General features: G+C 65.4%; 21 protein-coding genes and 1 tRNA gene. 4 read left to right on the top strand and 18 right to left on the bottom strand.

Annotated features, from left to right (window positions below):
- Positions 1–15: 15 nt before the first annotated feature.
- From EKM57_RS05685 to traA, 4 genes are all read right to left on the bottom strand, one after another.
- Positions 16–1,173: an AbiV family abortive infection protein gene (locus EKM57_RS05685; RefSeq protein WP_129791528.1), complete on the bottom strand. Its 1,158-nt coding sequence runs from the start codon at positions 1,171–1,173 to the stop codon at positions 16–18.
- Between the two features lie 258 nt (positions 1,174–1,431).
- Positions 1,432–1,959, bottom strand: coding sequence for a YfbU family protein (locus tag EKM57_RS05680; RefSeq protein ID WP_129791527.1), 528 nt, complete (start codon positions 1,957–1,959; stop codon positions 1,432–1,434).
- A gap of 394 nt (positions 1,960–2,353) precedes the next feature.
- Positions 2,354–2,920: a DUF6118 family protein gene (locus EKM57_RS05675; protein WP_129791526.1), complete on the bottom strand. Its 567-nt coding sequence runs from the start codon at positions 2,918–2,920 to the stop codon at positions 2,354–2,356.
- Positions 2,921–2,929: 9 nt separating this feature from the next.
- The gene (gene traA, locus EKM57_RS05670; protein WP_129791525.1) at positions 2,930–5,752 is read right to left on the bottom strand and encodes a Ti-type conjugative transfer relaxase TraA; all 2,823 of its coding nucleotides are present in this window, start codon (positions 5,750–5,752) and stop codon (positions 2,930–2,932) included.
- Between the two features lie 172 nt (positions 5,753–5,924).
- Here traA and traD point away from each other — a divergent pair, with 172 nt between their 5' ends.
- From traD to EKM57_RS05655, 3 genes are all read left to right on the top strand, one after another.
- Entirely contained in the window at positions 5,925–6,248 is a 324-nt protein-coding gene (gene traD, locus EKM57_RS05665) for a conjugal transfer protein TraD (protein WP_206185307.1), read from the top strand.
- A 19-nt stretch (positions 6,249–6,267) separates the two neighbouring features.
- Positions 6,268–6,483, top strand: coding sequence for a conjugal transfer protein TraD (locus EKM57_RS22130; protein ID WP_206185306.1), 216 nt, complete (start codon positions 6,268–6,270; stop codon positions 6,481–6,483).
- Between the two features lie 89 nt (positions 6,484–6,572).
- On the top strand, positions 6,573–6,848 hold the full coding sequence (locus EKM57_RS05655; protein ID WP_129791524.1) for an HU family DNA-binding protein: 276 nt from the start codon (positions 6,573–6,575) through the stop codon (positions 6,846–6,848).
- Between the two features lie 34 nt (positions 6,849–6,882).
- On the opposite strand, the gene EKM57_RS05650 is transcribed toward EKM57_RS05655, so the two are convergent.
- From EKM57_RS05650 to EKM57_RS05640, 3 genes are all read right to left on the bottom strand, one after another.
- A complete protein-coding gene (locus EKM57_RS05650) occupies positions 6,883–7,806 on the bottom strand; it encodes a nucleotidyltransferase domain-containing protein (protein WP_129791796.1) in 924 nt (307 codons plus the stop codon).
- A 74-nt stretch (positions 7,807–7,880) separates the two neighbouring features.
- A complete protein-coding gene (locus EKM57_RS05645) occupies positions 7,881–8,102 on the bottom strand; it encodes a sigma factor-like helix-turn-helix DNA-binding protein (protein WP_129791523.1) in 222 nt (73 codons plus the stop codon).
- Positions 8,099–9,001, bottom strand: coding sequence for an ArdC family protein (locus EKM57_RS05640; RefSeq protein WP_243450904.1), 903 nt, complete (start codon positions 8,999–9,001; stop codon positions 8,099–8,101). Before EKM57_RS05640 ends, EKM57_RS05645 begins: the two co-directional genes overlap by 4 nt.
- A 512-nt stretch (positions 9,002–9,513) precedes the next feature.
- Between EKM57_RS05640 and EKM57_RS05635 the strand changes: the two genes are divergently transcribed.
- Positions 9,514–9,729 (top strand): AlpA family transcriptional regulator, encoded by a 216-nt coding sequence (locus EKM57_RS05635; protein ID WP_129791521.1) that lies wholly within the window; start codon positions 9,514–9,516, stop codon positions 9,727–9,729.
- Between the two features lie 148 nt (positions 9,730–9,877).
- Here the strand turns inward: EKM57_RS05635 and EKM57_RS05630 are convergent, their stop codons facing one another.
- The 11 genes from EKM57_RS05630 to EKM57_RS05580 all read right to left on the bottom strand — a co-directional run bounded on the left by EKM57_RS05630 (position 9,878) and on the right by EKM57_RS05580 (position 21,721).
- Positions 9,878–11,167, bottom strand: coding sequence for a triacylglycerol lipase (locus tag EKM57_RS05630; protein WP_129791520.1), 1,290 nt, complete (start codon positions 11,165–11,167; stop codon positions 9,878–9,880).
- A gap of 654 nt (positions 11,168–11,821) precedes the next feature.
- A complete protein-coding gene (locus tag EKM57_RS05625; protein WP_129791519.1) occupies positions 11,822–12,622 on the bottom strand; it encodes an alpha/beta fold hydrolase in 801 nt (266 codons plus the stop codon).
- On the bottom strand, positions 12,610–13,125 hold the full coding sequence (locus EKM57_RS05620; RefSeq protein WP_129791518.1) for an SRPBCC domain-containing protein: 516 nt from the start codon (positions 13,123–13,125) through the stop codon (positions 12,610–12,612). Before EKM57_RS05620 ends, EKM57_RS05625 begins: the two co-directional genes overlap by 13 nt.
- Before the next feature lie 14 nt (positions 13,126–13,139).
- Positions 13,140–13,469, bottom strand: a complete 330-nt coding sequence (locus tag EKM57_RS05615; RefSeq protein WP_206185305.1) for a helix-turn-helix transcriptional regulator — start codon at positions 13,467–13,469, stop codon at positions 13,140–13,142.
- A gap of 219 nt (positions 13,470–13,688) precedes the next feature.
- Positions 13,689–14,939: an integrase arm-type DNA-binding domain-containing protein gene (locus EKM57_RS05610; RefSeq protein WP_129791516.1), complete on the bottom strand. Its 1,251-nt coding sequence runs from the start codon at positions 14,937–14,939 to the stop codon at positions 13,689–13,691.
- 163 nt (positions 14,940–15,102) lie between these two features.
- A tRNA-Gly gene (locus tag EKM57_RS05605) sits at positions 15,103–15,176 on the bottom strand.
- A gap of 180 nt (positions 15,177–15,356) precedes the next feature.
- On the bottom strand, positions 15,357–16,616 hold the full coding sequence (locus tag EKM57_RS05600; RefSeq protein WP_129791515.1) for an amidohydrolase family protein: 1,260 nt from the start codon (positions 16,614–16,616) through the stop codon (positions 15,357–15,359).
- Complete coding sequence (locus EKM57_RS05595; RefSeq protein WP_129791514.1) at positions 16,613–18,025, bottom strand: amidohydrolase; 1,413 nt, start codon at positions 18,023–18,025, stop codon at positions 16,613–16,615. The genes EKM57_RS05600 and EKM57_RS05595 overlap by 4 nt, the downstream gene beginning before the upstream one ends.
- 335 nt (positions 18,026–18,360) lie before the next feature.
- Complete coding sequence (locus EKM57_RS05590; RefSeq protein WP_129791513.1) at positions 18,361–19,074, bottom strand: hypothetical protein; 714 nt, start codon at positions 19,072–19,074, stop codon at positions 18,361–18,363.
- Positions 19,071–20,354: an amidohydrolase family protein gene (locus EKM57_RS05585; protein ID WP_129791512.1), complete on the bottom strand. Its 1,284-nt coding sequence runs from the start codon at positions 20,352–20,354 to the stop codon at positions 19,071–19,073. The genes EKM57_RS05590 and EKM57_RS05585 overlap by 4 nt, the downstream gene beginning before the upstream one ends.
- A complete protein-coding gene (locus tag EKM57_RS05580) occupies positions 20,351–21,721 on the bottom strand; it encodes an amidohydrolase (RefSeq protein ID WP_129791511.1) in 1,371 nt (456 codons plus the stop codon). The genes EKM57_RS05585 and EKM57_RS05580 overlap by 4 nt, the downstream gene beginning before the upstream one ends.
- Position 21,722: the final 1 nt, after the last annotated feature.

The following is a 21,722-nucleotide window of genomic DNA, read 5'->3' as shown; positions in this document are numbered from 1 at the left end:
ATCAGCGCGAGCCCGTCATAATAAGGCCGAAAAATCGGCGCAGCCGCGGCCTCGTCCAGAGGCGCGAACGCCATCATGCAGCGGATCGCATGATCGATATGCTTCTGTGAGCGCGACCGCGCGCCGGTCTCCCCAGAAGCTCTCGTTAGACCCCAGCTCCAGATGGCGATCATTTTCTAGATCGAGGATTTGATTGAACATCTGCCGTTCGAACCCGGGCCGTTCGAACCAGAAATAGCCGATGCTGCCGATATTAAGGCAGGCGACGACCAGCTTGGTGAGGTGGGCCAACCGCCCGGGAAGCGCGGTGAGCGGCGCATTGTCGTTCAGCGTCAGCTGCAACGTGAACTGATCCTTCTTGCCCGACCAAAGGAGCTGCACCGCCTCGATCTGCGCGTTCCACCGCTGCAACACCTTCGGCCTGAGTGAATGCGAAGGCGTGTAGACGATCGCATTGGCCCGCCACTTGGGCTTGGACCCGCCGGCCTGCGCCGCCGGCTTGACCAGCTCAGCCTGCAGCAATGTCCGGCTCTCCTCGTCGATGCGCGCGAATTCGTGGCGCGCCCAGGTGATCCACGCCCGCGCATCATTATCGAGCGCGTGATACTTCGCGATGAACGCCTTGCTGAGCAGACGACGGGACTGTTCCGGGTCGGCCATGATGTCGAGGAACCAGCGCAGCGCATCGTCTGTCCTATGCGCATCCGGATCAGGCGTACCGCAGGCCCGTTCATAGTCGAGGCGAGCCCGCGCCAGGGCAAGTGCGTGTTCGGCATCGCCCGCCTGAACCACCTCGCCCGCCGGAACGTCGGCCAGTTGCGCCCGGGCGTCCACGTAGAGGGAGGCGAGACGCATGTCGTGCATCCGCTCCGCAAATTCGCGGGCCGCCTCGAAATCTTTCGGGTCGATCCGTTCGATGGGAGACCAGATCGCCCATTGGAGCTTGCGGCGATGGCTTTCCAGCGCCTTGTCCATCCACCGGTTTTCGATGGTGCCGCCGGTTGCCAGTTGCCCGCCGATCATGCTGGCCTTGCCGACTTCCTCGAGCGCGAGCAAACTTAGATGATAGACGATATGGGGATAGTCGCCCACCCCAACTCGTTCGGCCGCAACGATGAAGCCCTCGGCGTGATCGAGGCACAGCTGCCGGTTGCGGATCAGGTCCTCACTCATCTGCGCCCTCTAACCCGTGCCAATGCGATCCACCCCAATCCGAGCCTCATGACTGCGCTGGCCTGCGCGGCACATGCGGATCGCCGGGGCTCCCTTGGAGGACTTCGGCGATGGCGCCGCAGGCGTCCCGGCGAGGGCGGCGCCGTTTCCGGCGGCGCCGGAGAGATGCACAAGGCCGCAGCGTGCTCAGGGACGCCACTCCCCGAGGCCGGGGCCTCAACGTGAACATAGCGCGAACACGCGAGCGAGTCTATAGGCCTATGCGGCCGCAGCGGCAGGGGCAAGAATCGTCCGAAGCTGATCGGCCGTGAAGGGTTCCCCCCCACAACCATGCATCGCTTCGTTGTACCGCCCGAGTATGACTCGATAGCGCGGCAAGGTGGCTTGGCTATGGCTGTTCAGGCTGCGTTCTTTGAACTCGCTGAACCGGTCCAGATCGTGGATGAGCGTGTGCGCGATGCCATGGTGCCGGTCGTGGTTGCCGTCGAAGCCGCTGAACTGCCACGGCATCGCTTTGATTTCGTCCTGTTCAGGCTGGTCAAGCTCGCCCACCGAGTATTCGACGAATGACCACATGGCGAGGATGTCCACTGTCTCGCGAACCTCTGCATCGCTCGGCGCCTCGCTGTCGAAGATGCCGGGATATTGAAGCCTGAGCGCCCAGTCGTCGCGGTTGATCACCAAGCGCTGCACCAGAGCCGGATCAATCTCCCGTTTGACCTTCATGGCCTCCATCAAGTCCGCCAGCATCACCACGATGAGGCGTTCGCCGTCCGTCAGGTCCATAAGATCTCTCCTGTTTTGTTTCGGTATCGATATGGTATCGGGGGCAAGGATTCCAAGGGTTAGGAATAGATGCGATGGCGGGCCCGATAAGCGAGGCGTTGGTAGCAGAAGCAAAGGACGGGCCTTCGGCTGCGAAACAAAGATTTAGCTGCGTGCCAAGGCTGATTGAGGAGCAGTTCTGAGGCGCAGGTTTGAGGGGCGTAGCCCGCACTCCGGCGGCCTGCTTCTGCTCATGAAAGGGACGTAAAGGGCCCTACTCTTTGTCGATACGATTAATTAGGCTGACTGGGGCAGCAGTATGCGAACCTGCGGCAGTCTACTCGCTCTGCGGAACTTTGCCCGGAACGGCCACTTACCCGCGCCGATCACGCGTCGAACACGGAAAATGGGCGCTTTACCGCCTGCGCGCCGTTTCCGCCGACTCTATCATCCTCTCCCCTGCGGCGGCCTGCTCCACCCCCATGACCCTTGCCGCCATCCACTCCGGCGCATGCCAACTCTCCGGAAGTGATCGGACGACAGCGCCCGGTACGATGGACCAAATCAGCATACCCACGACCACACCACCGGCCGCGATCCACCGCTCCCGGCGAGCCCGCCCCTCAACCGCGTGCCCCCTCTCGATCATCCCATCAATCCGCCCGAGGGAGTGGGCCAAGGCATCCCGCGCCTCGCCTAAGACCCGCCGATCTTCAACACGCGCGGCCTGAGCCGCGGCACCGATCTCCTTGGTCAGTTCCTCAGCCGACATTGCCAGCACACTGCTGGATTCGATCAGACCAAGCCGTGCCTCGATTGCCCCAAGGGCCTGGGCCATCTTGCCCAGCGTGAGGCTGTAGTCCGGCGCCTTCTCCCGCGCGGCGGTCAGCCCCTCGACCGCGCTGTGTAGCAAGCTGAGCTCGCCCCGCAGACGCTCGAACGCTTCTGCTGGATCGGCATCGGGGAAGTCATCCTTGGCCATTGTCGGAGCCTACATCCCTATCCCGAGAGAGCGCGAGCGGCTGAGCCATTCCTGGAGGTCGTGGGACAATGAATCACCCCCGGAGGCACCGATCCCGAGTTCCTTTCGCCGGTTTCGGACCAGCGACTCGAGCTGCGGATCCCGCTGAAGGCTCCGGCTCATCTCGGCCAATTCCTTCTTCACGCTATACGCACGGTCATGGTCGCCGGAGCGCTCCAGGCGATCCATCCGGCGCGCCCGCGTCTTCCACTGTGCAACGAACGTCTCGGCCCTGTCTGCCATGTCGATCCTAAGCTTGCGCTCCATCGCCATTGCCCGAATGGCTCTCGCCGGCTGGCCCCGGGCGGCCTCGCCGATCAGAGACAGATCCTTGTTTATCGCCGACCGAAGATCGTGCGCGGCCTGTGGCTGGAGCACGTCGAGCCGGTCGCGGGCCCTGGCGAGCGCCAGGCGCTGATGTGGCAGGGGATCGAAGCCCTGCCGACGCATTCGGACGATGTCCTGCGCCGCGCGCCCGTAGCGCTCGACCGCCTTGGCGAGCGGATCAGCCGGTGTCCGCTCGGTGCTCGGAGCCGCCCGCAGCCTGAGGCCCGCGAACGCACTACGCTGTTTCGGTGCAGGCTCAGGCGCCTTATCGGGGTCGGGCGCATAATCCGACGCCATATCCTTGCCCCGCTCGCGGCTGAGCGTGCGGACGAGGCGGGAGCGGTCGGCGAAGTCGTCCTCCCCATAGTGCAGGTCCACTCGCCGACGGTGGCGCGACAATGCGACATAGGCGGCGTGCCGGTCGAGCCCCGGCGTCGCCAGCACGTGAACCCGGTCGACGGTTATGCCCTGGGCCTTGTGGATCGTGGCGGCGTAGCCGTGATCCAGGTCGGCATAGTCTTTGTGATCGAACATGACCGAGCGGCCGTCGTCGAGCAGGACCTGCATCCGCATCGCATCAACGCTCCGCACCGTTCCGAGCGAGCCGTTCTTCACGCCCAGGCTGCGCTCGTTGCGAAGGAACATGATCCGGTCGCCGCAAGCGAACGCCCGCTCGCCGCGGCTGACCTTCAGCCCCACCTCTTCGCCCAGTTCGCCAGCGTCACGCATCCTGGCACGCGCCACCTTGTTGAGCGCGTGCACATCCTCATTGATGTGGGCGAGGATGATCCGACTATCGGCCGGCGCTATATTTCGGTCGCGCTCCCACCCTTCGATCAGCCGCTCGCGCGCCTCATCGCGCGAGGCGGCGGCGTGGACGTGCCCAGCCTCATGATAGGCGGATAGCGCTTCACCCGTCCGGCCGGTCGCCAGCTGGCGCGTTGCGTCGCGCTGCCACTCCTCCACTTGCCGGCGGATCGAAGTGATCTCGACCGCACCATGGCGCTCCGCGATCGCGCGGAACGCGGCGCCCGCCTCGATCGCCTGCAGCTGCTCGACATCGCCGACGAGCACAATCTTGGCCTGGCGCTTCCGAGCTTCTGAGACCACCCGCTCCATCTGGCGCGTGCCGATCATCCCGGCCTCGTCGATCACCAGCACGTGCCGGTCAGTGAGCAGCTCGCGCCCCTGCGCCCATTGATGCTCGAGGCTTGCAAGCGTCCGTGACTCGATGCCCGAGCCGTGCTCCAGATTCTCGGCGGCGATGCCGGACAGGGCGGCGCCATGCACGTGATAGCCGCCCTTCTCCCACGCCTCGCGGGCGACGCCGAGCATTGCGCTCTTGCCGCTGCCGGCATAGCCGATGACGTTGCTGAGCCCACGCGCGCTCGTCACATGCTCGAACGCGCCGCGCTGCTCCGGCGAGAGGATCATGCCGCGCACACGGGCTCGGGCGAGTGCTCGCTCCCGATCACGCTCGGCGACGCCATGATGGCGTCCCGCTTCAAGCCGAACCGTCGCCTGCTCGAGCCGCTTTTCGGTCTCGATCATGCCGCGACTGGTGAACCGCTCGTCTCCGCGCCCGTCCCTGCCGAGCCTGACCAGCTCGGGCGAGCCGCGAACCGCGGCCATTACATGATCGAACTGGTCCTTCCCGTCGCTGTGGCGATGCACGAACATGGCGAGGTCGCGGGTCGTGAACGTCGCCTGCCCGTGCGTGATCGCATCGAGGGCAAGTGCGGGATTGGCGAGAATGCGCTCGCCGTTGCGCCGCGCGATCGACAGATGCTCGTCGAGACGCTCGCTCTCCAGCCCCTGCCCCACCATGCGCGAGGCGGCTGGACCGATCTTGTTCTGCGGCTCGAGCTCGATCCCCTGTGCTTCCAGCGAGCGATGGTCGATCCGCGCATCGATATCGAGCTCGGCCAGCCGCTGGTTGACGTGATCGGCCCAGGCTTCGCGCCAGTGCTGGAGAAGAGTCGTTCGGTTCCAGTCGCGCACCTTCGCGCCGAACCCGTCCTCCCCCACCTCGCGCATCGACAGCATGACATGGGCATGGGGCCGGGGCTCGCCGTCGGAACCGATGTCCCAATGCACGTTGAGGTCTGCGATCATGCCACGGCTCACGAACTCGCGGCCGACAAAGTCGCGGGCGAGGTCAATTCCCTTTTCAGGGGATAGCTCGCGCGGAATCGCGAACTCGATCTCGCGCGCGAGCTGTGCATCCTTGCGGATCTCGGCCGCCTCGATCTCATTCCAGAGCCGCTCGCGATCCGACAGATGCTCCGGCGCGCCGTCCGGCAGCATCACTTCCGAGTGGATGACGCCGGCCTTGTTCGAGAAGTCATGGTGCCGGTCCAGACGCTGGTCGTGCAGCCGCGAGGCGGACCGGTACGCAGCCGCCGCCAAAGCGCTAGAGCCATTTGCGCGGGAGATGACTTTTGCGGAGAAGTGGTAGATCGCCATGTGCGACATACCACTTACACTTCAAAGCGCACGTCGGCACGACGTATAAGCGCGCCCTCGAAAGAATTCATCTTTCTCGGGACGCGTACGTCCCAGCACGTACCAGCCTGTTTACGCTGATCGAGCGCAGCGATAACTGAGAGGCTCTCATCGCACAACTGAGAGCAATCTCATGCGCAAACCCAGGGATTATGATTCGGAGCTGAAGGCGCTCCAGGACAAGGCCGCTCAGCTCAATCAGCGCAAGGTCCAGCAGCTCGGCGAGCTGGTGATCGCGACCGGCGCCGATGTGCTGCCGGTCGAGCTGCTCGCGGGGGCGCTGCTCGCCGCGAGCGACTCTCCCGACATGGTGGCGAAGGAGGAATGGCGCTCCCGCGGCGCCAAGTTCTTTCAGCACTCGCGCCGCAAATCTGGCGGAGGCAATCGCCGCCGGCCGCCGAGCCCTCCGACGGACGGCAGCCGCGCTGGGGAGACTCCAGGCGCGGCGCGCGCGTGACGACAAGAGGGCGTGGGTGGTGAAGCGCCGCGAACGGACGCGCCAGCTGATCGAGCTCGGCGGCCTCGTCGCAAAAGCCGGCTTGATAGAGCTCACAGACGACGATCGCGCGGTGATATTCGGCGCGCTCGTGGCCGTTGCGGCGAAGCTCAGAGGCGAGGATCGCGAACAGACGATGACGATCTGGCGGAGGCGTGGAAAGCGCGCCTACGGCCTGGAGCAAGGCACGGAGTGACAGCCGCGAGTGCGTTAATCACGTTCGTCGGTGGACGTTCGCGTGACCCGGGCGGTAGGGACACGCCGACCCAACGAAAGGAGCGCCACATGAACAATTCCGATCTCGCCGACAAGCTCGCCACCGAGCACGAACTTTCCAAGTCGGAGGCCAGAAAGCTGCTCGACTCCATGATCGACTCGATCGCCGACGCGGCCGCACGTGGCGAGGAAGTGTCCATCAACGGGTTCGGCAAGTTCAAGGTGAAAGAAACCTCTGCGCGCCAGGGCCGCAATCCCTCCACCGGCGCAACCATCGACATACCGGCCGGCAAGAAGCTCACTTTCACGCCTGCCAAGGCGGTGAAGGAGCGCCTGAACGGCTGACGCCGCTTCTGATTGTTTCCAGCAGCGCCGCCGCTCAAGCGGCGGCGCTGCGCTCTAGCTGCGCGATCCGCTCCGTGCAGATGACGTGCACGACGCGGCCGAGCTCCTCGACCTGCGCGCCGAGCCAGCTCAATTCGTCTTCGGTGATGCGATAGTGCTTCGAGTAGCGCGCCTTCACGTAGGCATCCTTCAGCTTCTCGAACATCGCGCGCTCCCGGCGCGTGTCTGAGGGCCAGACGTACACCAGCCTCCGATCAATCCGCTCCGCCTGGGTGCGTAGGAACCCCAGATTATGCACGTGCGGCGTGTAGAAGGTGCAGACCAGCAGCACGCAGTGATAGAGACGTTCGGTGGCCTGGTGCAGGATGAACGCGGCGTCCCGCAGTTCGTGCTGTGAAAGAAAGAATAGGAAGCCCTTCTGAGCGCTTAGCGCTTGCGGCATCCAATCTCCGAAATACTCCTCCGCCATGGCAAGGGCCTGAGCCGGCGTCTTCGGCTTCGGCTCGTGCAATTCGCTGTCGTCGGCCTGGTAAACCGCGATCCCTTCGCGGGCGACATCCATGAAGAAATATCGCCCATGGGCGAGGCCGTCATTCACCTCCTGCAGCGTGTGGACGATGAAGTTGACCGGGGTGCGCAAGGTCTTGGTGATCGAGAGTTCCCGGATCAACCGCTCCTCGGCCTTCGCCCAGTATTCCACGCGGTCGGTCAGCCGCTTGTCGTTGACGATGATCAGCAGGTCGTAGTCCGACTGGTAGCCCTTGGCGGTGTGCGGCTCATCGACCCAGGTGCCGCGCGCATAGGAGCCGTAGAGGATGATCTTGAGGATGCGCCCCTTCTTCTTCCAATCCTGGGTGGCGAGCGCGGTCGCCTCCCCGAATTCCTCGAAAACGATCTGCACCACGCGCTCGAGCTCGCGCTGCTTGGCCGGCGGGAGATGATCGAGGTCGGTTCGCATGGTCATTCGATCCTAGCCATGACAATCGTCGAAGCACAGCCTCGCCGGGCTCAAGCCCGGCGAGGCCGATATTCTCAGCGCCAGAGGTGCCACCAGCGCCGCTCCATCCGCCGGTCCAACTCGATGAGGGCGTCGGCTACATGGCGCTCGACGTCATCGGTGGTGATATCCAGCCGCGCGGCGATCTCGGCATAAGAGAGCCCATCGGCCGCGTTCATCAGGAATATTTCGCGCGTGCGGGGCTCCAGCTCGGCCAGCGCGCGCACGAGCCGGCGACAATCCGCTCCGCGGCTCATGACCGCGCCTCCTCTTCCTTGGCGAAGGCGAGCAGATAATCCGCCGCCTTGCTGGCGAGGCTGGCGGCACGGAAGATCGCACGCTCGTCCTCCCGCAGCACCTTGAGCCAGGCGCCAACATAGTCGGCATGGCGAACGGTCGGCCGGATCGACAGCGAAGCGCAGACGAAGGCACTCGCCATCTCCGCGACCAGCTCTTCACGCGCATACGGCGAAGTCCCGAAGCTAACCGACAGGTCGCGGCCCAGCCGGCTCGGATGGCCGGTCCAATGGCCGAGCTCGTGAAGCGCAGTACGATACCAGTTGATCGGCTCGAAATAGGCCTCAGGCGGCGGCACCTGGATGAAGTCCTGACCCGGCGCATAGAAGGCCATGTCCCCGCCGATCCGGAAGTCGGCGCCCGTCGCTTCGACCAGCGCGTCCGCATCCGGTATGGCCTCGCGCTCTTTCCGCGGCGCAGGAAGCTCGGTCAGCTTTTCCGGCAGCCCCTCGCATTGGTCGACGTTGAAGACGACGAACCGCTTCAGGAACGCAATCTGCCGCGCCTCGCGATCCTCCTCGGATGCGCGGTCTTCCTCCCCCTTCGGCGTGAACCGATCCGCATAACAGACGATCGTCCCCTTCTCGCCCTTGCGAACATGTCCGCCGGCGAGCTGCGCCTGCCGATAGGTGAGCCAGCGCTGGCATGAATGGCCACCCTCGACCGCGGCGGCCCACAGGATCAGCACATTGATTCCCGAATAGCCCCGCCCCGTCGACGCATTGCGCGGCATCGTGCACCCGCAGCTGGTGCTCTCCCATGGCTGCACCCACGGGATCCGCCCCTCCTCCAGCTGGGCGATGATGCGGCCGGTGACTTCCGAATAGAGGCTCTGACGCTGAACGGTGCCCTGGTTCACGATCCTTCTCCTTTCTCAAACCACCGCACCCGGCGCCGGAAGGGCGGGGTGGGCGGCAGGAGCGGACCGGCAAGGCCTGCGGCATTGAGGCGGGCTGCACCCGCAGGGCCGAAATGAAATGGAGGACCCCGGCGCAGCCGGGTTGCGGGCCGCCGCCGCGGGCCTAGAGGGCAGCGACGCCCACCCCGCCTCCCGGTGCCGGAGGCACCACGCCGTCGCGCCCAAAGGCGCGGCGACTACCAGGCCGGCTCGGCCGGCCCGCGTCAGACCGATCGTCACGCCGGCAGGCGACGAGACGCCGAAGGGCGACTCGGGCGAGCGCAAGCGAGGTAGAGCCCGGCCGCGGCGCAGCCGCGGGACGCCAAACCGCACCCTCGCGAGCAAACTTCGATGCTTCTCCGGCGCAGGGGGGTGCCGCCTGCGGAAGCTCGGGCCAGCACGTCTTGCGAAGTGCTGCGGAGGATCATTTCTCCCGTAGAAGCACCGCAACGTACCAGCAGACAGGTGACCTCATGTCTCTACAGTCTCAGGACCGCATTCTGCGGATCAGGACCGTGCTCCAGCTGACCAGCCTCAGCCGCTCCACCCTCTACAGAAAGGTTCAGCGAGGAGAGTTTCCGAAGCAGATCAAGCTGTCGGAGCGCTGCGCCGGCTGGCGCCAATCGGAGGTGAACGCCTGGATGCGCAACCCAATGTTCTACTCCGTCCACGACGACCGAGTCGAATGACTGCTCTGCGCCAATTAAGGTCGTCCTGAACACTGATTCCGGGGCCGGAAAGCTGACATTCCTCAGGCAAACTCATCACGTCGACCGCGAGCCAGTCCGCTAATTCCATCTCCTGCGCGAAAATCAACCACGATATTCCTGCACGGCCTCAAAGGCGGAAAGCTATCCAACGGCTTATTAGGTCGCATGCCTGTTTGGCTTGATACACGATGCTATGCTGGAGATCGTCGCTGCTGTGCGGGAGGTCATCCAGCATCACTACCCTCCAAGTCCCCCGGGGGCACGGCTCAACGCTTACATCGCGAACCACGGAGGCGATCGTCATTTCCGGACCAAGAGCAAGGGAGGCGACGGCCATCGTCAAGACAATGGGCAACAGAATAATGGGGAACAGTATATATCCTAGAATCTGACTCACATATGATCCAGTGAATAGTGTAACAAAAACGATAACTGGACCAAAAAACATAATAAGTAGTGCAACAGACGAGATATCGCCCAATACGGTATCCGAAGATATGACCGAGATGAGATAGCTGACTGGTAACGAAAATGCCATCGATGCGATCAAGACAAGGTAGAATCTGGTCCCAAGCAACGATTTCCACTGCTCGATCTCTGTATGGCCCGCCTGTGCGAGCTTGAGCGGTAAAGATAATAGCTTGCGTACTACCCAGCTGAGACCTTGCGCCGTTGAAATGACAATTGACGCTTCGTCTCCTGGAGCCCGGACGAAGAGCACCTTCTGTTCTGGGATGTCGGCATAATAGGTTTGGTCCAAGATCTCGCCTACCTTCGAGCCCCACATTTTAAAGGCGGCCCTGATGATCAGCATTGTACCCAGCCCGCTCACGACACACCAAAGCGAAGAGATGTCGAACGGCAGAATGGCAAGGTAGCCAAGGACAAATGGCACGAGATTGAACAGCGGGAGGCAGCGCCGGGTGACCGTGTCGATGTACCGCTTGCGGGACACAATGACGGGAGTCGCCAAGCATACCAGACCGTTAACAAGTCCCGATCCTCCGCGCTTCAACGCCGACAATGCGATGTTGCCGCCATGGCTATGCGCTATCACGAAAACCGGCACGCCTTCGTACTTGTCGCGAACGCTCTCCAGGTCGTTCGCAAGCCGGTCGGCCGCCTTATGTCGCGCTTGGATCGTGTTTCGCCCTGACCACCGAAACCTCCGAAACATTACTGAGCCGACGTCTTCACAGATGGCCGAGCACAACACAGAACCCTCTAAGGTCCAGTCTGCGTCCTGAGCCCAAGTCCCGTGCACGAGCGTAATGATAGCCGAAGGACTGGCGATCTCTCCGTGGCGGACACCCGCTGATCGAGCCCTGAGGGCATAAATTTGTGCGCGGCAGAAAGCGAACCCCACCGCGACCAAAAGCGTGGAGAGATATAAGCCAACAGCCACCAGGAGCGCCATTGCCAACGCCATTGGTCGGTACCCCTAACTTCCCCGAAATGACTTGTATTCTGTCGTGACTGGTGAACTATCGCAATCCGATTGGCTAAAGACTTCGTAGCGTCAGCAGGTGGAGTGCGTCGCTCCTGCTTGGGTAAAAATACCGGTATAGGAGAGATCGATGACCGTCGAGGAACGGGTAAGGCAATTGGAAGAGGAGGTGCACGTCCTCAAGCTCTCCGTCGACAAGCTTGTACGCTTACGGGAGGCTGATCTGGCGCGCAGCAACGGGGCCGCCCTAGGTCCCGGTGGGTCCCAAGTCGCAGACAGCACGGCTCGCAAATCTCACTGGGTTCGGAACCTAGTCTTGGCCATCGTGGGACTGATCCTCGTGGTGGCCGTTATCTCCGCGATGGCATCGTTGGGGGAGACATTGGAACGCGATTTCCAAACAATCGAGGCAGGTAGACAAGAAGCGCGACCGTAGCGAATAGTTGAGGAGCCCTCAGCGTGAATGTCTGCATTCTAGTTCGTGAGGAAAAAAACCGACGGTCCGCTCCCGGCCACGTCCAGCCAGCCGCAGTCGGTCTGACACCGCCGTTTATAGGCTCAAACACGATAATTTCAGGCTGCGCTTCCAGATCAATCAACGGACCGATCCCGGCGGGCGCCCCGTCAGCTGAGCAGAAACTTGCGGATCTGCTCGGCGACCGGCTCCGGCGCCGCCCAGAATGCGCCATGATCCTGGTCGGGCAGGGTCAGTACCGTGACGTTGGGCAGGAGCGCGGCCAGCGCGTCGGCGGCCACGCGAAAGTATGGCTCGCTGTTGCCGCCGACGGCGACTGCGATCGGCGCGTCGATCGACCAACGGTCGGCGGGCAGAGGTTTGCCGTCCATGAGGCCGCGGAGAATTCGGCCCTCGTAGGCGAAGGTGTGGGCGTACCGCGCCATCTCATTCCAGGACGGGTCCTGCTTCATCGGCTCGATGTACTCGGCGGGAACGCGGATCATCTCGGTCATGACGTATTCGACGGCCTCGCTGCGCTTGCCCGCCGCGACCAGCTCTTCCACGTGTTCAACGTAGTGGGTGGGCGCCGGCGGGCGGGAGTCGTCGACGATGAACGGTGGTTCGTAGAGGTAGAGCCCCGTCACTCGGTTGCCCAGCGCGCTCGCCGCGTCGAGTGCGATCGCACAGCCGCCGGAACCGCTGGTCAGGGCCGTGGAGCCGCCCGCGATGTCGATCAGTGCGGCGATGTCCTCGATTTCGCGGACGGGGTCGTAGGATTGTGGGTCGCCGCTAGCGCCGCGGCCTCGGCGATCGAAGCTGATCACCGTGAAGTGCTCGGACAAGGTCTTGACCAGGCCCGCCACCCCAGTGTGGTCCTCGGCGACGTTGCTGATCACGATGATCGTCGGGCCGGAGCCGGTCTTCTCGTAAGCGATCGTGGTGCCGTCGGCGGAGGTCATGGTCTGCATGATCGCGTCTCCATGGGTGTTTCGAGCAGGTCGCCGAGCCGGTCGAGAGCCTCGGCATAGCCCTCGGCCATCCGCAGCTCGACCGCTCGCCGCAGTGCCTGGCCGTCGGGGAAGCTCGCCTCGACTTCGACGCGGCAACCCGTGCCGTCCGAAGAGAATGTGACTGCGGTCGGGAAGGTGCCGGTGCCGTCGGGTTGCCACGCCTCGTCGGCGAAGCTGTCCTCGTAGGCCAGTTCGGCGCGCGGGACGACTCTGCGGTAGGTGGCGATGCCGCGGACCGGTTCCGTCGATCCGTCCTCCGGTGCGATCTGGAACCGCCAGCGGCCGCCCGGGCGAACGTCCATTTCGTACACGGTCGCGGCCCAGCCTGCCGGGCCCCACCATTTCGTGATCGCCTCGGCGTCGGTCCATGCCCACCAGGCACGGTCCACATTGGCGGCGTAGGAGCGGCTGATACGGATGGTGTTGCGTGACCTGTCGATCACGATGCCGTCCTCAGGCATGTTCTGGCTCCTCACTATTCCGTCTCGTCAAGGAAGGAGCCGAGGCGGTCCATCCGTTCCGACCACAGGCCGGCGAATCGCTGCGTCCAGTCGCTCAGCTCGCGCATCGATTCCGGACGTAGCCGGTAGATCCGTTGCTGTGCCTGCTTCGTTGCCTCGACCACGCCCGCCTCGGCGAGCAGACGCAGATGCCGGGACACCTGTGGCTGCCCCATGTCGAGGTGGTCGACGATGCCACCGACAGACCTCGGACCATTCCTGAGCAACTCGACAATCCGGAACCGGTTGGGCTCCGAGATCGCCGTCAGTCTTCGCTGTACTGCCTCGATCATCCGGATAAACATGCACGATGGCATATATACACGCAAGTGTATTCTTGTGTTTAGCGACGTGGCTCCCTTGAGCAGGCAAGCGCGGACATACGGGACTAGCGTCACAACCGTGGCACTGTCGGCCTGTCGAACGCACCGGACGCCCGCATAGCACCCGCGAGCGAATAGCGGCTTTCCTTATGAACGGCCCGAAAGCGGCCGATCCGCTTCCGGCCAGTACCTGAAGTACTATTAGGAGCCACGTTGCCCGAAGTTCGGCCGCAAGATTGTAGCTCCGCCCCGCAGATCGTCGAGATAATCCGACCAGTGCTGCATCATCCGTACCCGCTCGTCCCAATACTGACCACGCGTGTAGGCGCGCCGGACCGAATTGGTTTCGGCATGGGCAAGCTGCCGCTCGATGGCGTCGGGATTCCAGATGCCCATCTCGTTGAGCAACGTAGCCGCCATCGCGCGAAAACCGTGAGCGGTCATTTCATGCTTTGCGTAGCCAAGCCGCCTCAGGGCGGCATTGATCGTGTTGTCGGACATTGGTCTGTCCGTCGCCCGCAAGGAATGAAACAGGTAAGGGCTAAGAGCTTCGTCATGCTCCAGCTCACGAATGATCGCGATGGCCTGCCGCGACAGCGGCACGGCATGGGGCCTGCCCATCTTCATCTTGTGATCGGGGATGACCCAGACCGCGCGCTCGAAGTCGAATTCCTTCCACTCGGCATGGCGCAGCTCGCCGGGACGGACGAAGACACGAGGAAGAAGGCGCAAGGCTACGCGTATGGTCGGATGACCATCATAGTCCTCAAGGGAGCGCATTAGCGCACCCACCTCACGTGGCGTCGTGATCGCGGCACGGTGAGCCACCTTCGGAGTGACCAGGGCGCCTCGGAGGTCGGCACAGACGTCTCGTTCCGCGCGAGCCGTGGCGATCGCGTAGCGAAAAACCTGGCTACACGTCGACCGTACGCTGCAGGCGGTGTAATATTTCTTGGTCCGCTCGATCCTCTTGAGCGCGAGCAGAACCTCATGTGGGGTGATCTGGGTGATAGGCCGTCGGCCGAAGCTCGGCATGACCAGCCCAAGCTGCCATTCGTACTTCCTGATCGTCATCGGCGCGCGGGCTTCGAGGCTAACCTTCTCCAGCCACTCGTCCGAAACCGCCTTGAAGGTGTTTGCCTGCGCGATTGAGGCCTTGATCTTATCGAGCTTGACCTCATCGCTCGGATCGATGCCGTCGGACAGCTGGCGCCTTGCTTTGATCACCCGCTCGCGTGCATCGGCCAAACTCAGTTCCGGCCACCGTCCAAATGAGATCGTCCGCTGCTGTCCGGCGAACCGGTAGTTCATCCGCCAGTATCGGGCGCCGCTCGGCTTGACGAAGAGGTAGAGCCCGTCCCGATCCGAAAGCTTGTACGGCTTATCCCTCGGCTTCGCTCGCTTCACCGAAAGGGCCGTGAGTCCCGATTTCCGCCCGTCTCCGCCAGACATGATGGACCTCCGATTGTGGTGAAGGCCGGAGGTCCATCAATTGTACCAACAATGTTCTGAAACTGGGTGAGATGGCCCCGAACTTTCGGAGACCTTGTATCAGAAAAAGTCCGTCAAAAACAGAGGCCTAAGGGACGTTCTCGGACATTCTGGGAAGGGCTGCTGGAGCGGGTAGCGGGAATCGAACCCGCGTCACAAGCTTGGAAGGCTAGTGCTCTACCATTGAGCTATACCCGCTCATCAACGGCCTAGCTGTGCATTGCGGGCCCGCTTTGCAAGCCGCTTCACAGCATCGCCCTGATCGGATCGCCCACTGCCATCAGCACGGCGCCGTCGTCAACCTTCAGGACGCGGTTCCGGCCGTTGCTCCGTCGAAACCCGGCATGTTGCGAGGCGCCAGTCGAAGTTGGCGCGGCATCACGGCATGTAGCGGTCGCGCAGCTCCAGCGTCCGCGCCGTCAGCGGCTGCTCGATCCCGTCGATGAAGACCGCGCGCGGCTGCGACAACGGCTCGAACGGATCGCCGCTCCAGAGGACCAGGTCGGCCTGCTTGCCCGGCTCGACGGAGCCGAGCCGATCGTCGACGCCGAAGATACGGGCCGGATTGATCGTTAGAGCCGCAAGGGCGGCCTCGTGCGGAAGGCCATGCGCGACCGCGTTGCCGGCACCGTAGCGAAGCTCGCGCGCCCGGTGGGCGACGCCGCTTCCGGCCTTGAGCAGAACGGTGACGCCGGCCGCGTGCAGCCGGGCGGCATTCTCCAGACTGGCCCCGATCTCGGAGAAGCTTCGCGGCAGGTTCGCCACCGGATCGACGATGACGGCCACGCCGGCGCGGGCAATCTCGTCGGCCACGCGCCAGCCTTCCACCCCGCCGTCGATGACGATGCGCAACCGCTCTTCACGCGCGAAGGCGATCATCTCGACGATGTCGGAGGCGCGGTCGACCTTGACGATGAGCGGCATACGTCCTTCGGCGACGGGCACGAGCGCCTCGAGATCGGCGCGCGACAGGGCCTGCGGACGCCCTTCGCCGCGATCGTAGAGCGCGCGTTGACGTGCGAAGAAGCGCACATCCTCCAGCAAGGTTCGCAAGGCGACGATCGCCGCGCCGCGGGCGCCGCCGGCCCGCGCCGCGCCGCCTTCGCCCATTTCCAGCACCATCGCGGCGCGCGGCCGGGTGACCATCTGCGGGCGCTGGGCGAGATCGATCACCGCCGCCTGGCCGGCAAAGAGCAGAGGCCGGTCCGGCCGATCGTCGTAGAGCGGCGTTGTCACCGCGCGGGTGATTCCCGCGAGCCGCGCCACCGGCAGCAGGATGGAATCCGGGTTGAGGCCGAGGGAAATGTCGAAGGCGGCGCTCATCCGGGCGGCATGCGATGCGCGATCGGCGCTGGCCGGCACCTGACTGACCTCCACCGCGCCCAAGGTGCTGTCGGGCTGGATGAAGCCGGGCGTGACGATCCCTCCGCGGCCATCGACGATGCGGGCGCCTGGAGGCGGCGCGAGCCCGCCGCCGACGGCCGCGATCCGCCCGTCGCGGATCACCACCGTGCCGTTCTCGATCGCGCCCGCCGGCCCGGCGGTGAGGATCCGGGCGCCGGTGATGGCCACGGTTTCGGCGGCGGCCGGGACGGCGGCGAGGGCCGCGGCCAGCGTGGCAAGCCAACGAACGATCATCTCGCCTCCTGCCCGGCCTGGCCGACCAGGAAGTCGGAGCTATGAGCGCCGCCGGGCCGGCCGCGGTCGAACATTCGCGCGCCGTCGATCCAGACGGTCTGGGCCAAGGCGTAGATGCTGAACGGGCTGGCGGACCAGAGCACGACGTCGGCCGCCTTGCCGGGCTCGAGCGTACCGGTCCGGTCGTCGATGCCGAGGATCCGGGCCGGATTGGCGGTGATCCAGCGGATCGCCTCGCCCTCGCTGATATCGAGCCCGGCGCGGCGGCCGGCCGACAAAGCGGCGGCGGCCTCCTGGTTCAATCGCTGGACGACGAGCGGGTCGTCGGAATGGATGGCCGCGCATCCCCCTGCCGCGTCGACGATCGCCGCATTCTCCTCGATCGCGTCGAACACCTCCATCTTGTAGCCCCACCAATTGGTCCAGGTGACGGCGCAGATCTGCTCGCGCGCGAGCAGGGGCGCGATCTTGTAGGCTTCGCTGGAGTGATGGAAGGCGCGGATCCGGAAGCCGAACTCGCGCGCCACATCGATCATGATCGCCATTTCGTCGGCGCGGTAACAATGATTGTGGACGAGGATCTCGCCGCGAAGCACCCCGGCCAGCGTGTCGAGCTGGAGATCGCGCCGCGGCGGATCGCCGGCGCCGGCGCCATCGCGCCAGCGGTCCCAGCGACGCTGGTAATCGGCCGCCTCGATCCAGGCGCGGCGATAGCCCGCGACATTGCCCATTCGCGTCGCCGGCGAGCGGCCGCGGCCGCCATAGACCCGTTTCGGATTCTCGCCGCACGCCACCTTGAGCCCGGCCGGCGCGCCTGGAAAGCGCATCGCCTGCATCGTCACCGCCGGAACGTTGCGAACAGTGACGGTGCGCCCGCCGAACAGATTGCCCGAGCCCGGAAGAATCATGAGCGTGGTGACCCCCGCCTCGCGCGCCGCATCGAAGCCGGGGTCCTGCGGCCAGAGCGAATGCTCCGCCCAGACCTGGGCGGTGTTCGGATCGGTGAGTTCGTTGACGTCGTTCTGCGCTTCCACCGAGTCCGGCTGCGACCAGACGCCGAGGTGCGAGTGAGGATCGATGATTCCGGGAGTCACCCAGCGGCCGCGCCCGTCGATCCGGGCATGGCCTTCGGGCACCGCCACGTCGCGTCCGACCGCCTCGATCCGGCCGTCGGCGATCAGCACCGTACCATTCTCTATCGCCTCCCCCGTGCCGGTCAGGATCGTGGCGCCGACGATGGCGATTCGCTCGCTGGGCCCTGGACGGTAAGTGGAGGCATAGGGATCAGGCGCCGCCGCAGGATCTTGGCCGGCGCGCAGCGGCGCCGGCGACGCGGCGACCTCCGGCCGATCCTGCGCGGCGCAGGCGGCCAAAGCCCAGAGCAATGCAAGGCCGACCGGAGCGCGCATCAGCCCGAGGGCCCAAACCCGATCACGAGGCGGCCGTGATCGGCCGGAGAAGCCGGCTGGACAGGAGAGCGGCGCAGGCCGGGCCAGGCAGCCCGGCCAAGCCAATCGACGCAACCAGCCATGGACAGGCCGCCGCGCCCCCGGCGCGGCTGCGAACGTCCGGGGGACGTTCGCACCTGTCCATTCTCCGGCCGACCGCGAAGCGGCGGGCTGTCCTTTGCCGCCCGGACAGCGTCGCTCGTCGGTCACGATGGATTGACCATCGCTCCCTCCTGGCTTCTTGCCGGACAACAAATGCCAACCCGTCACAGTCGCCTCCTGATTGGGCTTGGGCCCTATGGCGTCAGCGAACGAACAACTTCTCCGTCCTCGCCGAGGAAGTCGATCGCCGAGGCGCCGTCGGGCGCGACCCGCATGCGGATGCGCGGACGGCCCATCGCGTCGCTCAGCAGAACGGCCGATTCGCGGTCGCGGGTCTTGCCGACCCAGACGCGCTGTCGGCCGAACGTCCCTTCCGCCATCACCCGCTGGATCTCCGCCGCCCGCTCGGGCCCTTCGGGCATGCTCGAAATGCGCTGGGCCAGCTCGAAATCGAGCGGCGAGTCGGGACGGTCGCTCACGACCATGCCCGCCCAGCGCCGTCCGCCCTGTTCGTTCTGGGTAAGCTGGATGACCTGGTCCTGCTCATACTGATCGAAGCTGATATGGCCGCTCCCCACCACCGTGCCGTCCGGCAGGCGCCGCCCGCTGAAGGTGAGGCCGCCATTTTCGGTACCTTCGTCATTGAGGAAGATCATGCCGGCGGTGCGCCGGCCGCTCGGATGCGGCCGCTCGACGCCGCGAATGTAGATTCCCGGCGTCCGGTCCGTGTTGGAGATGACCATTCGCAGCGTTCCGTCGGCTTCGCGCAGGTTGATCCGCTGGACGTCGATCTCGGTGAAGGCGGTCTTTTCCGGTCCCTGGTTCGCCACCGCGCCGGTGGCGAGGGAGGCGGCGCAGGCGATCGTCAGCACCGCGGAATAGAGGATCAGCAGCTTATTCCCGTTCATCGCTCGGCTCCTTGTGAGAGGGATGCGCGAACCGCCGGCAGGTAGCGGTCGCGAAGCTCGGTCTGGCGCGAGCTCATCGGCTGCGCCTCGCCGCGAATGAATATCGCCGTCGGGCGGCCCAGAGTGTCGAGCGGATCGCCATCCCAGATCACCAGGTCGGCATCCTTGCCGGGCTCGAGCGAGCCGACGGTATCGGCAAGGCCGAAGATCCGGGCCGGATTGAGGGTGATCGCGGCGAGGCTTTGCTCCCAGGTCATTCCGGCAGCGACGGCGTTGCCGGCATTATAGCGCAACTCCCGCTCGCGATGGTTTCCGTTGCCCTGGAAGGCGACCAGAACGCCCGCCTCGGCGAGGCGCCGCGGAGTCTCAAGCGTCGCGCCCAGCGATTCGAACGAGGCGGGCAGATTGTCCACCGGAGTCAGCAGGACCGGCACTTCGGCGGCGGCAATGTCGGCGGCGACCCGCCAGGCTTCGGCGCCCCCTTCAAGGATCACCCGCAACCCTTCTTCGCGGGCCAGCGCCAGCACGTCGCGAATATCCGAGGCGCGGTTGACGCTGACGAGCAGGGGCATTCGCCCTTCGACGACCGGCACCAGCGCCTCCAGGTCGGCGCGCGAAAGGCCATAGTCGCGCGTCTCTCCGCGATCGTAGGCGGCGCGGCGGCGAGCGAAATCCCGGACGTCGGCGAAGACGGTTCGAAGCGCGACCAGCTCCGCCGCGCGGGCGCCGCCGGCGCGCTCCGCCCCGGCATCGCCCATCTCCAGGACCATGGCGACGCCGCGGCGGACCAGCATCGGACCGCCGCCGAGCGCGACCGCCGCGGCCTGGCCCGCGAACAGAAGCTCGCGGCCCGGCGCGTCCCCATAGACCGGGGTTGCGATGGCGCGGGTGATTCCACCCAGCCTCGCCACCGGCACCAGCAGCGAATCCGGGTTGAGGCCGTAGCCGGCGTCGAACGCGGCGCTGATCCCGGGGAAGCTGGCGCCGCGATCGTCGGCGGCCTCGACCGAGCGGACCTCGATCAGGCCCAGCCCGGTGCCGGACGCAATGAAGCCGGGGGTGACGATCCGCCCTTGCGCGTCGATCGTCCGGGTGCCCGGCGGGACGGAAAGGTCGGCCCCAACGGCCACGATCCGCCCGTCGCGAATCAGGATGGTGCCACGATCGATGGTCCCAGCCGGCCCCACGGTGGCGATGCGGCCGTTGACGATCGCCAACGTCTCGGCGGCGGCCGGCGCCGCGGCCAGTGCAAGCAAGGCCGCGAGGAAGCGGCCGATCATCTCGGCGAGGCCTGGCCCGGCTGGCCGAGCAGGAAGTCGGAGGGCGCCTGATAGCGCGGATCGCTCCGGTCCCAGACCGGCGCGCCGTCGATCCAGACCCGCTCGGCCAAGGCGTAGACGCTGAAAGGATTGGCGCTCCACAGGACGAGATCGGCCATCCGGCCGGGCTCGAGCGTGCCGACCCGGTCGTCGATTCCGAGCGCCCGCGCCGGGTTGGCGGTGATCCAGCGTATCGCCTCGCCGTCGGTGACGTCGATGCCCGCGCGCCGTCCGGCCGCCAAGGCGATTCCCGCCTCCTGATTGAGGCGCTGGCCGAGCGTGGCGTCGTCCGAATGGATGATCGCGCAGCCGCCCGCGGCCTCGATCATCGGCGCATTCTCCTCGACCGAATCGAGCGCCTCCATCTTCGAACCCCAGCTGCTCGCCCAGGTTGCGACGCAGATATCCTCGCGCGCGAGCATGGGCGCGATCTTGTAGGCCTCCGTGGCGTGATGGAAGGCGCGGATACGGAAGCCGAACTCGCGGCCCATATCGATCATGATCGCCATCTCGTCGGCGCGATAGCAATGATTCTGGACGAGTATCTCGCCATCGAGAACGCCGGCCAGCGTCTCGAGCTGGAGGTCGCGGCGAGGCGGCTCGCCGCCGGAGCCGGCGCGGTCGAGCCGTCGGGCATAATCGGCCGCCTCGATCCAGGCGCGGCGGAACAAGGCGACATTGCCCATCCGCGTGGCCGGGGAGCGCCCGCGCGCTCCGTAGCTGCGCTTCGGATTCTCGCCGCAGGCCATCTTCACGCCGTAAGGGGCGCCGGGGAACTTCATCCCCTGGACGGTCGGGGACGGCACGTTGCGCAGAGTCACCGACCGGCCGCCTATCAGATTGCCGGATCCGGGCAGGATCATCAAAGTGGTGACTCCGCCGGCGCGGGCGAGGCGGAACTGCGGATCCTGAGGCCAGACCGCATGTTCGGCCCAGACCTCCGCCGTGTTCGGCGAGGTGCCTTCATTATGATCGGCGCTGAGGGGGGTGGTCGGCGACGACGAGACGCCGAGATGGGAATGGGCGTCGATCAGGCCGGGCGTCAGCCAGCGGCCGCTGGCGTCGACGACCTCATAGCCCTCCGGAACCGCGAGATCCTCTCCGACCGCCTCGACGAGGCCGTCCCGGACGAGGATCGTGCCGTTGACGAGCTCGGCGCCGGTGCCGGTGAGGATATGGGCGCCGGTGATCGCCATCGGCGCACCCGGCGCACGCCGATACGTGCTCGGAAAGGGATCGGGCGCCGTCGCGTCGGCACGCTCGGGAGGAGGCTGGGCACCGGCGGCGCAGGCGGCCGTCAGGAGCAGAATGGCCGCGACGCGCTTCATC

This window comes from Sphingosinicella sp. CPCC 101087 (assembly GCF_004151485.1).
Taxonomy (GTDB): Bacteria; Pseudomonadota; Alphaproteobacteria; order Sphingomonadales; family Sphingomonadaceae; genus Allosphingosinicella.
Note: the sequence above shows the minus strand (reverse complement) of the source record. Positions and strands in the feature narration are given on the sequence as shown.

Bases quoted from the DNA above. Each gene is read 5' to 3' on its own strand.
- EKM57_RS05685 (WP_129791528.1), bottom strand. From the start codon at position 1,173: ATGAGTGAGGACCTGATCCGCAACCGGCAGCTGTGCCTCGATCACGCC.
- EKM57_RS05680 (WP_129791527.1), bottom strand. From the start codon at position 1,959: ATGGACCTGACGGACGGCGAACGCCTCATCGTGGTGATGCTGGCGGAC.
- EKM57_RS05675 (WP_129791526.1), bottom strand. From the start codon at position 2,920: ATGGCCAAGGATGACTTCCCCGATGCCGATCCAGCAGAAGCGTTCGAG.
- traA (WP_129791525.1), bottom strand. From the start codon at position 5,752: ATGGCGATCTACCACTTCTCCGCAAAAGTCATCTCCCGCGCAAATGGC.
- traD (WP_206185307.1), top strand. From the start codon at position 5,925: ATGCGCAAACCCAGGGATTATGATTCGGAGCTGAAGGCGCTCCAGGAC.
- EKM57_RS05655 (WP_129791524.1), top strand. From the start codon at position 6,573: ATGAACAATTCCGATCTCGCCGACAAGCTCGCCACCGAGCACGAACTT.
- EKM57_RS05650 (WP_129791796.1), bottom strand. From the start codon at position 7,806: ATGCGAACCGACCTCGATCATCTCCCGCCGGCCAAGCAGCGCGAGCTC.
- EKM57_RS05645 (WP_129791523.1), bottom strand. From the start codon at position 8,102: ATGAGCCGCGGAGCGGATTGTCGCCGGCTCGTGCGCGCGCTGGCCGAG.
- EKM57_RS05635 (WP_129791521.1), top strand. From the start codon at position 9,514: ATGTCTCTACAGTCTCAGGACCGCATTCTGCGGATCAGGACCGTGCTC.
- EKM57_RS05630 (WP_129791520.1), bottom strand. From the start codon at position 11,167: ATGGCGCTCCTGGTGGCTGTTGGCTTATATCTCTCCACGCTTTTGGTC.
- EKM57_RS05625 (WP_129791519.1), bottom strand. From the start codon at position 12,622: ATGCAGACCATGACCTCCGCCGACGGCACCACGATCGCTTACGAGAAG.
- EKM57_RS05620 (WP_129791518.1), bottom strand. From the start codon at position 13,125: ATGCCTGAGGACGGCATCGTGATCGACAGGTCACGCAACACCATCCGT.
- EKM57_RS05615 (WP_206185305.1), bottom strand. From the start codon at position 13,469: ATGTTTATCCGGATGATCGAGGCAGTACAGCGAAGACTGACGGCGATC.
- EKM57_RS05610 (WP_129791516.1), bottom strand. From the start codon at position 14,939: ATGTCTGGCGGAGACGGGCGGAAATCGGGACTCACGGCCCTTTCGGTG.
- EKM57_RS05600 (WP_129791515.1), bottom strand. From the start codon at position 16,616: ATGATCGTTCGTTGGCTTGCCACGCTGGCCGCGGCCCTCGCCGCCGTC.
- EKM57_RS05595 (WP_129791514.1), bottom strand. From the start codon at position 18,025: ATGCGCGCTCCGGTCGGCCTTGCATTGCTCTGGGCTTTGGCCGCCTGC.
- EKM57_RS05590 (WP_129791513.1), bottom strand. From the start codon at position 19,074: ATGAACGGGAATAAGCTGCTGATCCTCTATTCCGCGGTGCTGACGATC.
- EKM57_RS05585 (WP_129791512.1), bottom strand. From the start codon at position 20,354: ATGATCGGCCGCTTCCTCGCGGCCTTGCTTGCACTGGCCGCGGCGCCG.
- EKM57_RS05580 (WP_129791511.1), bottom strand. From the start codon at position 21,721: ATGAAGCGCGTCGCGGCCATTCTGCTCCTGACGGCCGCCTGCGCCGCC.